General features: G+C 72.2%; 8 protein-coding genes. 5 read left to right on the plus strand and 3 right to left on the minus strand.

What is annotated here, in order from left to right:
• Positions 1-137 precede the first annotated feature (137 nt).
• The 3 genes from ACTHJJ_RS19410 to ACTHJJ_RS19420 are packed head-to-tail and all read right to left on the minus strand — an operon-like array spanning position 138 to position 4,691.
• Complete coding sequence (locus ACTHJJ_RS19410; protein ID WP_440304592.1) at positions 138-2,450, minus strand: transglutaminase family protein; 2,313 nt, start codon at positions 2,448-2,450, stop codon at positions 138-140.
• Positions 2,447-3,694 (minus strand): DUF58 domain-containing protein, encoded by a 1,248-nt coding sequence (locus tag ACTHJJ_RS19415; RefSeq protein WP_440304593.1) that lies wholly within the window; start codon positions 3,692-3,694, stop codon positions 2,447-2,449. Before ACTHJJ_RS19415 ends, ACTHJJ_RS19410 begins: the two co-directional genes overlap by 4 nt.
• A gap of 13 nt (positions 3,695-3,707) precedes the next feature.
• On the minus strand, positions 3,708-4,691 hold the full coding sequence (locus ACTHJJ_RS19420; RefSeq protein ID WP_440304594.1) for an AAA family ATPase: 984 nt from the start codon (positions 4,689-4,691) through the stop codon (positions 3,708-3,710).
• A 384-nt stretch (positions 4,692-5,075) separates the two neighbouring features.
• Between ACTHJJ_RS19420 and mraZ the strand changes: the two genes are divergently transcribed.
• The 5 genes from mraZ to ACTHJJ_RS19445 all read left to right on the plus strand — a co-directional run.
• Complete coding sequence (gene mraZ, locus ACTHJJ_RS19425) at positions 5,076-5,507, plus strand: division/cell wall cluster transcriptional repressor MraZ (protein ID WP_440304595.1); 432 nt, start codon at positions 5,076-5,078, stop codon at positions 5,505-5,507.
• A gap of 229 nt (positions 5,508-5,736) precedes the next feature.
• Positions 5,737-6,744 carry a 16S rRNA (cytosine(1402)-N(4))-methyltransferase RsmH gene (gene rsmH / locus ACTHJJ_RS19430; protein ID WP_440304596.1) on the plus strand — a complete coding sequence of 336 codons (1,008 nt, stop codon included), beginning with the start codon at positions 5,737-5,739 and terminating at the stop codon, positions 6,742-6,744.
• A complete protein-coding gene (locus ACTHJJ_RS19435) occupies positions 6,741-7,376 on the plus strand; it encodes a hypothetical protein (RefSeq protein WP_440304597.1) in 636 nt (211 codons plus the stop codon). Before rsmH ends, ACTHJJ_RS19435 begins: the two co-directional genes overlap by 4 nt.
• A gap of 4 nt (positions 7,377-7,380) precedes the next feature.
• Complete coding sequence (locus ACTHJJ_RS19440) at positions 7,381-9,504, plus strand: peptidoglycan D,D-transpeptidase FtsI family protein (RefSeq protein ID WP_440304598.1); 2,124 nt, start codon at positions 7,381-7,383, stop codon at positions 9,502-9,504.
• An 11-nt stretch (positions 9,505-9,515) separates the two neighbouring features.
• A partial coding sequence (locus tag ACTHJJ_RS19445; protein ID WP_440304599.1) for a Mur ligase family protein occupies positions 9,516-10,706 on the plus strand: 1,191 nt, incomplete at its 3' end.

The raw sequence follows: 10,706 nt of genomic DNA on the forward strand, positions 1-10,706 counted from the left end.
CCGCCCGGGCGCCGGCGAGTGCGGCCCGGCGCCGGGGGTCGGCTCTGCCGAGCGAGAGAGCCCTCGCCGGCGCCACGCGGTGGGGCGGGGACCCGCGCGTTGGCCGGGGCCCCGCCTCTCTTCATGTGCGGGGCGGATCAGCCCCGGCCGGTGAACCGTTCGGCCAGGCGGCGCCAGACCGAGACGCCCGCCTCGGGCCAGAGGAAGGCGCGGGCCCGGGTGGACATGGCCCGGGTGCGCCCGACGTGCCGGCGGATGCTGCGGATGTCCTCGTGCAGCGCCTGCGTCTGTTCGGCCGTGGTGCGCTCGGGCCGGTCGTACCTCGTCCGCTCGAGCGTTGCGGTGACCCGGCGCACCGCCGTGGCGTTGGCCTCGTCGAGGTGGCCGTCGCGGATCACGTGGTTGCGCCAGGTGCGCAGCGTCCCGCCCTCGGGTGGGTCGATCCCGAGGTCGCGCAGGTGTGAGGTGAGGTCGTCCCAGTCCGCCTCCACGAGATCCTGTTGCGTGACCGCCCGCCGTCGCCGTCGCCGTCGCATCAGGGCTGCGGTGATCGGCATGGCGAACACGGCGAGGAGCGCGACGCCCAAGCCGACCAGTGTCAGCACCCCGCGGAGAGTGATGAAGCCGGTCACCTGGTCCCACAGAGTCGGCTCGGGGGCGACCACGTTGGGCTGGTCGAGGCCGGGGCGGCCCGTCCGGCTCGGTGCGGCGGTGGTCTTGCCCGGCTCTGGGGCCTGCTGGCCCGCGCCCGTCGAGCCGGGGGTAGCGCCCTGGATGGTGTAGGCCGGTGGAGCGCCGGAGCGCGCGCCGGGGGTCGGCTCGAAGCGGAGCCAGCCGAACCCGGCGAAGTACAGCTCCGGCCAGGCATGCGCGTCGGACGCGCGGACGACGTACTCTTCGCCCTGCTGCTCACCGGGTAGGAACCCGATCGCCATCCGGGCTGGGATGCCCTGGGCCCGGGCGAGCATGACCATCGCGGTCGCGAACTGGACGCAGTAGCCGACCTTGGTGACGCGGAAGTTGGTGATCGGGTCGAGGAAGCGGCCCTGCTTGTCGCGTTGCCGATCAGGTAGGTCGAGGCTGTAGGTGTAGATGCTCGTGTCGCGCAGGTGGTCCTGGATCGCGATCGCCTTGTCGAGCTCGGTTTGCTTGCCGCGGGTCACCTGGTCGGACCACGAGATGACGGTGCCCCGCGCGACGTCGGGAATCTCGAGGTCCTCCGCACGCACCTCTGGTCCCGTCGGCGGGCTCGCCTGCTCGAGCTGGGCCGCCAGGGGAGCGGCGTCGGCGTAGGTGACGCGATAGCTCGAGACCGCCTCGCCGACCCGGATGTCCCCGGTGACCGGGTTCTGGCGCCAGGGGATCCCCTCCATCGAGACGGCGACGACCGGGTAGGGAGCGGCGATGTTCGGGGCGCGCAGCGTGTTGTTGCTCACCGTCATCGTGTAGTCCTTGCCCCGGGTCGGGGGTGCGACACCCGGACCCCTCGCGTCGTCCACGTCCCCGACCCATTCACCGTCCGAGCTGTAGAGGGACGTCGCGAGGACCCGGAGCGGCGGGCGCGGGCCCGTCGTCGTGTAGCTGAGCACGGGGGTCTGGTCGCTGCTCGTCAGGCTCTTGGTCAGGTCGAGGGTGTTGGCGAACCCCACCGTGCCGGTGCCTCCCGCGCCGCCGCTGCGACCCAGTCCTTCCGCGAGGTAGCGGGGTGGGAAGTGTGGCACGAGGACCGGCACGATGAGCGCGAGGACGAGCCCGATGAGCCCGAGGCGCACGGCGCCGCCTGAGAAGGACCGCTCCGCCTGGCGGCTGTGGGACTCGACCCCGGCGACCCCGTCGTACCCCGTGTCGTCCTGACCCACCGACGTCGTCGTGCTCCAGCCCATGAAGCGGCTGCGCGCGGTCGTATGGAGCATTGCGAGCCAGAGCACGACGGGCAGCACGAAGTAGCGCGGATCGAGTGCCTCGGAGCCGTTGGCCGCGGTGATGAGGTAGGCCGTGAGGAGCGGCAGCCCGGCTGCAGCCGGCGCTCGCCACGTCGCCGCCAACGCGTCGACGGCGATGGCGAGGGCGCTCCCGATGACGACGAGGCAGAACGTGACGCCCGCCGTCAGCGGTGCCGGGGCGGTGTAGCGCTGGATCGTCTCGTACGCCTCCGTGGCGAGGAAGCCCAGGCCGTCCCAGGTCTCACGAGTCGGCAGGAACCCTGACAACGTGTCCTGCCCGAACCGCCACACGATGACGTAGCCGACGACGACGAGCTGCACGGCGACGACTGCCGGCCGGGAGGCGGTCAGGCCACGCATGACGAGGCCGATCGCCGCCGTCAGCGCGACGAAGACCGTGACCTGGGAGAACCACTCCGTCGACGAGAAGAGCGAGGTGACCGGGTAGGCCGCGGCCAAGGTCGCGAGGGCCCCGAGGATGGTGATCCGCCACCGCCGCCGCGTCATTGCCGTGCTCCCACGGTGACGGTCGTCAGCACGTCCCACGTGTGACCGATGTCGTCGCCCCGGCTGACCGGCACGGCTCGCCAACCGGCGAGCCGCAGCACGTCGACGTGGGTCCCGACGGCGTCCGCATCGGGCGCGCTGCCGAAGGTCGAGGCGTCGAGGACGAGCGCGAGGCCCGTCGTGCCGACCTGGCGCAGGCTGGCGACGCGTGCGGTCACCTCTGGGTCGGAGGGCCCGATGACGGCGACGACGAAGCCGCCGGCCTCGGTGAGCGCCTGGGCCGCCCGGAGGACGTCGTCCTCGCCCGTCTCCTCGCGCGGCTGGGTCACCGCGAGGGTGCCGAGGATCTCGTCGATCGTCATCGGGTCCCCGGCCCGGGTCGTGTCGACCGTCTCGACGCAGACGAGGTGGACGGCATACCCGTTGTCGGTGAGGTGCGCAGCGATCGAGGCGAGAGCGGTCACGGCCCATTCGAACGAGCCGGTGGCGCCGCTGCCGCCGTGCGCGGACGGGCGGGGATCGAGCAGCAGGACGGCCCGTCGCTGTGCGGGTCGGTCCTCCTGCCGGACCATGAGGTCGCCGGTGCGGGCGGTCGAGGGCCAGTGGATCCGCCGCAGGTCGTCGCCGTCGCGGTACTCGCGGACGGTCACGTCGTCCTCGCCGTGGAGCGCGAGCAGGTGGGCCTGCTCGCCCTCGGAGCCGACGCCAGAGCTGGGCTGGCGGCTCGCGGACAGCGGGTGCACCGCCGGGAGCACCACGAGATCGGCCGTCCCCTCGAGGACGGCGCTGCGGATGGCGAGGCCGAAGGGGTCGGTCACCTCGGCGCCGAGCGGTCCGAGCGGATGATGGCCCCGCAGGTGAGACCGGACGCTGTACTCGACCGTCCGGCTCTGCCGCGGCGAGATGCGTCCGACGACGAAGCGCGGCCGGTCGCCGAGGACGTAGTCGAGCCGTTCCTCCGCGAGGAAGAGGGGGGTGGTCTGCGGCGACACGTTCTGCAGAGTCATCGTGACGTGGGCCACCTGGCCGACGCTGACCCGGTCGGGCGAGATGTGCCGCTCGATCCGCATCCGGGTCCGGCGCGTCCGGACGACCAGGGCCGCGGCGAACGGCAGGGCGACGGCGAGCACGCCGAAGCGGATGAGGTCGACGAAGCCGAAGGCGACGCCGGCGAGGACCAGCACGATCCCCGCGCCGACGAGTGCCTTGCCCCGTGTCGTCAGGAGGCTGCGCAGCGGTCCCATCCCGGCCCCGCCCTCATCTCGCGGCGGGCGGGACCGGCGTCTGCCGGACGAGCTCGGTGACGACCTCGCTCGTCGTCCGGCGCGCCAGCTGGGTCTCGCTCGAGGGCATCAGCCGGTGGGAGAGGACAGCCACCGCGAGGGCCTGCACATCGTCGGGGATCACGTGGTCACGCCCCTCGAGGGCCGCGTGGGCCCGCGCCGCGCGGAGCAGGTGCAGCGCCGCTCGCGGTGATGCGCCCAGCCGCAGGGCGGTCGACGCCCGGGAGCGACCGACAAGGTCGACGATGTACTGCCGGATGGCCGGGCTGGCGTGGACCTGGGTCACCGCCTCGACGACCGAGACGATTGTCGCCGCGTCGGTGACCGGCGACAGCGACTCGAGGGGTGAACGGGCCCCGTGCGTCTCGAGCAGGTCGAGCTCCGCGCGGGGGGACGGGTAGCCCATGGAGATCCGCGCCATGAAGCGGTCGCGCTGGGCCTCGGGCAGCGGATAGGTGCCCTCCATCTCGATCGGGTTCTGCGTCGCCATGACGATGAACGGCTCCTGGAGCCGGTAGGTCGTGCCGTCGGCGGTGACCTGCCGCTCCTCCATCGACTCGAGCAGCGCCGACTGCGTCTTGGGGGACGCGCGGTTGATCTCGTCCCCGACGACGACGTTGGCGAAGATCGCGCCCGGCCGGAACTCGAAGGTGCGGGCGTCCTGGTTGAAGACACTGACGCCGGTGACGTCGCTCGGCAGGAGGTCGGGCGTGAACTGGATGCGGCGCACGGTCGCGTCGATCGAGCGTGCCAACGTCTTGGCGAGCATCGTCTTGCCGACACCGGGCACGTCCTCGATGAGGAGGTGGCCGCCCGCGAAGAGCACCGTCACCGTGGTCCGGACGACCTCGTCCTTGCCCTCGATGACGCGGCTCATCGCGGCGACGAGGCGGGCCGCCACGTCATGGATGAGCTCGAGCGCCGTGTCCGTGCCGCGACCCGTCGTTTCCGTCGTCACGCTTCCTCCGGTTCCCCCTGTCGGACGCACCAACCGATGGCGGGCGCGTGTGTCGTCACGCGATCTTCCCTCATCGGCCGCTCTCCTCAAAGGGGTTCCCTCCACTTTCCTCCACCCCAGGCGCACCCGCGACGCACTTGCGGTCCTTCTCCAACGAGACAGGCATGCCGCCCGGTTCGCTCCCGCTCGGGGCGCAGGTCGCGGCCCATCCCAGCGCGCGCTGCCCCGCTCCACTTCACACCACCGGGGCTGACCTGCGGAAACAGGGATCAAGTGGAGGCAATTCTGTCCATTTTCCGACGATGGTGGTGCAAAGTGGAGTACGGTGGGGCATCACGGAACGCGGTGGATCGCCCAGGGTCGAAGAAGGGGAGGTGGCCGACCATGTTTCTCGGGACGCACACCCCTCGCCTGGACGACAAGGGGCGGCTCTTCCTTCCGGCGAAGTACCGCGAGCGCCTCGCGGGGGGTCTCGTGGTGACCCGCGGCCAGGAGCGCAGCCTCTACATCTATCCGATGGACGAGTTCGTCAAGGTGGCCGAGCAGATGCGCCAGGCACCCACGACGTCGAAGGCGGCCCGCGACTACATGCGCGTCTTCCTCTCGGGCGCCTCCGACGAGATCCCGGACAAGCAGGGGCGGTTCACGATCCCGGCCAACCTCCGGCAGTACGCGGCCCTCGACCGCGAGGTCACCGTCATCGGCGCGGGGTCCCGCCTCGAGGTCTGGGACACCACGGTCTGGAACGACTACCTCGCGGCGACCGAGCAGAGCTACGCCGACACGGCCGAGGAGGTGATCCCCGGCCTGTTCTGACCCCAGACCGTGCGCCTGCGCGCCGGCCTCCAGCCGCTTCGCTCCCGTGACGACTTCCCCCGTCCCGGGCGACGCAGCGGATGGGGACCAGTCCTCAGGCCCGAGCCGACCCCGACCTCCACCTTCCACCACCCGATGACAGCGCTCACCAGTCGGCGATGACGGCCCATCGAGCACCAGGCAGCACCACCACAGCACGACCCACCAGCAGCACCACGAGAGGGCGACGATGACGGACCGAGGACAGGCGCAGGACCGCCACGTCCCCGTCCTTCGCGACCGCATCCTCGACCTGCTCGAGCCCGCCCTGGGGACCCCCGGGGCGGTCCACGTCGATGCGACGCTCGGGATGGGCGGGCACGCGGAGGGCGTGCTCGAGCGGTTCCCAGAGGCAACGGTCGTCGGCATCGACCGTGACCGGGAGGCGCTCACCCTGGCCGGTGGGCGTCTCGAGCGGTTCGGCGAGCGGTTCGTCCCGGTCCATGCCGTCTACGACGAGATCGGTGCCGTGCTCGACGGGCTCGGCATCGCCGCGGTCCAGGGCGTCCTGTTCGACCTCGGGGTCTCGTCGCTGCAGCTGGACGAGACCGACCGGGGCTTCGCCTACCGGGTCGACGCACCGCTCGACATGCGGATGGACCAGTCGAGCGGACCGACGGCGGCCGACGTCCTCAACCCCTACTCCGCCGCCGACCTCGCGCGGGTCCGGCGGGACTACGGCGAGGAGCGGTACGCACGCCGGATCGCGGCCGAGGTGCTGCGCGAGCGCGAGCGGGAGCCCTTCACGACCTCCGGCCGGCTCGTCGAGCTGCTGCGCCGCGCCATCCCCATGGCCTCGCAGCGGCAGAGCGGCCACCCGGCCAAGCGCACCTTCCAGGCCCTCCGGATCGAGGTCAACGACGAGCTCGGCAGCTGGAGCCGCGCGATCGAGGCGGCTATCACGCGGCTCGCCGTCGGGGGCCGGATCGCGGTCCTGTCCTACCACTCGCTCGAGGACCGCATCACCAAGCGGGCACTCACCGCCGGAGCCCGCTCGACCGCCCCGCCCGGGCTACCCGTCGAGCTGCCCGAGCACGCGCCGTACCTCCGCCTCTTGACGCGCGGCGCCGAGGAGCCGAGCGAGGCGGAGGTCATCGCGAACCCGCGCGCCGCCTCGGCGCGGCTCCGCGTCGCCGAACGCACCCGAGACACGACAGCAGGCACGACCGAGCGCCCGAGGAAGGGGCACACCCGATGAGCCAGATGACCGCCACCGCCAGGCCGCTGCGGGCACCGCGGCGCGTCCCCGTCGTCACGCCGCTGCGGGTCATCCCGAGCCGGATCGGGACGAGCGGGAACGGGGCGTTCGCCACCCTCTGCGTCACCCTGCTGACCCTGGGACTGATCGGGCTGCTCCTGCTCAACACGGCGCTCGCCGAGGGCTCGCTCACGCTCGGGGCGCTGCGGAAGCAGTCGGGGTTGCTCACCGACCGGGCGGGTGACCTGGGGGAGGAGATCGCGCGTGCCTCCTCAAGCAACTCCCTCGCCGCCCGAGCCACGGCCCTGGGCATGGTGCGCACGGCCGAGCGCGGCTACGTCGACGTCACGACGGGCAAGGTGAGCGGCACGGCGCAGGCGGCCACGAAGCTGCAGAAGGTGCCGATCGTCGTGGCGCCGATGCCGGCGCCGAAGGCCGTCAAGCGGATCACCTCTGCCGTGGACGGCGCCACCGCGGCCGCAGCGGCGGCGGCTACGGCCGCCGCCAAGGAGGCGGTGAACCTGGCCGCGGCCGCCACGCCGAAGGCGACCGATAGCGCGGCACCGCCGTCCGCCACGGAGACACTGGACTCGACCAGCAAGCCGGCGGGAACGCCCGCGACGACGAGGTGAGTTCGTGACCCAGACCCGAGGCACCGGTCCCCGCCGGCCGGATGCCCACGGCCGGGGCGCGTCGCGGGGCACGGGAACTGGTGGCACCGCGACGAAGGGCAGGGCTGCGGCCGGCCACGGCAACCCGGCGCGCAGCCCGGGACGGGGTCGCCCCACTGCCGGGCAGGCCCCCCGCGGCCGCGGCCCGGCGACCGGTTCCGCGGGCCGGGCCCGCCCCGAGACGGGCGCCACCAAGGGCCGCGGCCCCGCGCCCAAGCGCGGTGGCGGCCCGGGAGGACCGCGTCGGCCGAGGCGGCGCCGCCGCCCCGAGGCCGCCAGCCCCAGGCCGCGCGCCAAGGTGATGCTCCTCGTCATCCTCATGGTCTTCGCGGTGTTCGGCTTCCAGCTGCTGCGCGTGCAGGGCTTCGACGCCTCGGCGACCCAACAGGCCGCGATGAGCAAGCGGTCCGTCAAGACGATCACGCCGGCGATGCGGGGTCAGGTCCTCGACACGAACGGGCGGGTCCTCGCCGAGAGCGTCGAGCGGTTCACCGTCGTCGCCGACCCCGTCGCCATCGCGGAGTACCGGGTCAAGGTCGGGGACATCTGGGAGAAGCTCGGCGCACCCCGGGCGGCGAGCGACGTCGCGCCGCTGCTCGGCATGGACGCGAGTGACCTCCAGGCCCGGTTCACGAGGCCGAACACGCGTTACGTCATCATCAAGAAGGACGTCACCCCGACGGTCTGGCGCCAGGTCAAGGCCGTCGGCGTGCCGGGCGTCGCCGCGGAGCGCACCGCGTCGCGGCTCTACCCACTCGGGATGGCGCTCGGCCCCGTGGTCGGCTTCGTCAAGCCCTCCGACCAGTCACCCGGCGGCGGCATCGAGTACCAGTTCAACCAGACCCTGTCGGGCAAGCCCGGCACCAACATCTACGAGCGCGCCCGCGACGGCTACATCATCCCCGGGTCCGAGCGCGTGGACACCCCGGTGACCAATGGCCGCAACGTGCGCCTCACGATCGACTCGGACCTGCAGTGGTACGCCGAGAACGCGCTGGCGAAGCGCGTCCAGGAGGTCGGCGCCAAGGAGGGCACGGCCGTCGTCCTCGAGGTGGCGACCGGCAAGGTGCGGGCCATGGCGAACTACCCGACCTTCGACCCCAACGACCTGAGCCGGGCCGACCTCAACCACATGGGCAACGCCGCCCTCACCGACGCGTTCGAGCCGGGATCGACCGGCAAGCTGATGACCTTCGCCACCGCGCTCGAGAAGGGCGTCGTCAAACCCGACACCGGGGTCATCGTGCCGAACCGGCTCCCGCGGGCCGGCATGAAGTTCAAGGACAACGAGAACCACCCGACCGAGCAGCTCACGGCGACCGGCGTCATCGCCAAGTCGTCCAACATCGGCACGATCCTCATCGGCGAGCGGATCGACCCCACGGTGCTCGTCGACTACTTCCGCAAGTTCGGGCTCGGGGCGAAGTCGCCGATCAACTTCCCAGGGGAGTCCGCCGGTGAGGTCCCCGACCCGAAGACGTGGGTCGGCGCCTCGCGCTACACCCGGCTCTTCGGCCAGGCCTACTCCGCGACCGCGCTGCAGATGACGGGCGTCTACCAGACCATCGCGAACAAGGGCCTCCGGATGCCCCCGACCCTCGTCGAGGGCACGATGAACGACGCCGGCACCCTCGTCCCGGCGCCGGCCCAGGAAGGCGTGCGTGTCGTCTCGGAGAAGACCGCGACGACCCTGAGCCGGATGATCGAGGAGGTCACGGGCCCCGACGGCACCGCCTCCGCCGCACGGATCAAGGGCTACCGCGTCGCGGGCAAGACCGGCACGGCCGACTTCTTCGACGCGAAGACGGGCGGCTACCACGGCTTCACCGCGTCGTTCATCGGCTACGCCCCCGCGCAGGCGCCGAAGTACGTCGTCGGGGTCTTCCTCCACCAGCCCAGCGCCGGCATGTTCGGCGGCGAGCTGGCCGGCCCGGTCTTCAACCAGGTCATGTCCTACCTCATCCAGCGGGACGGCGACGCGCCGAGCCCGAAGTCCTCGCTCGACTACCACGTCTGGGCCGATCACAAGCTGTCCACGTCCGACCCGAACGTCCTGTCCGACGCACGGGCGAAGCGTGACGGCCTGTAGGTTGGGATGTCGTGTCCACACCCTCCACCCGCCCGAGGACCTCGGGTCTGCCCCTCGCTGAGCTGTGCGCGAGACTCGGCCTGCACACCCCGTCGGCCGACGTCCTCGTGACCGGCGTGACCCTCGACAGCAGGTCGGTGCGACCCGGAGACCTGTATGCCGCACTGCCGGGCTTCAACGTGCACGGTGCCCGCTTCGCGGCCGACGCCGTGGGCGCCGGAGCGGTCGCGGTGCTGACCGACACAGAGGGAGCCGAGCAGCTGGGCGGGCTCTCCGTACCGGTCCTTGGGGTGGCGGGCCCGCGGGAAGCCCTCGGAGCCGTCGCGTCGGCGGTCTACGGGGACCCTGCCGGAGCCATCACGATGGTCGGCATCACGGGCACGAACGGCAAGACGACGACCGCATACCTCATCGACTCCGCATTGCGCGCCCACGGCCTGCGCACCGGTCTCATCGGCACCGTCGAGACCCGGATCGGTGAGGAGCGCATCCCGTCGGTGCGCACCACGCCCGAGTCCCCGCAGCTGCACGCGCTGCTCGCCGTGATGCGCGAGCGGGGCGTCGACGCCTGCGTCATGGAGGTCTCCAGCCACGCGCTCGCCCTGCACCGGGTCGACGGTGTCACCTACGACGTGGTGCTCTTCACGAACCTCTCCCAGGACCACCTCGACTTCCACGGCACGATGGAGGAGTACTTCGCCGCCAAGGCCGAGCTGTTCACGCCGGCCCGGGCGCGCCGCGGCATCGTCTGCATCGACGACGAGTGGGGGCGGCGCCTCGCCGCGACCGCGGGGATACCGGTCACGACGCTCTCGACCACGGGGACCGAGGCCGACTGGATGGCGCGGGCGACCGGCTCGGAGGTCGTGCTCCGCTCCCGCTCCGGGATCGAGCTGCACCTCGTGTCGCACCTGCCCGGCTTGTTCAACATCGCCAACACGTGCCTTGCTGCGCTCGCGCTGCTGTCCCTAGACCTGGCGCCGGCCGAGGTCGACCAGGTCCTGGCCGCACCGCCAGAGGTGCCGGGCCGGATGGAGGTCGTCAGCGCCGGCGCGGACGGCCCGCGCTGCATCGTCGACTTCGCCCACACCCCGGATGCCGTCGACGCGGCCCTCGCGGCCCTCCGGCCCTCCACGAGTGGCCGGCTCGTGGCGGTGCTCGGCGCCGGCGGCGACCGCGATCGTGGCAAGCGGCCGGACATG

The sequence above is a fragment of the Intrasporangium sp. genome (assembly GCF_051961875.1).
Lineage (GTDB): Bacteria > Actinomycetota > Actinomycetes > Actinomycetales > Dermatophilaceae > Intrasporangium_A.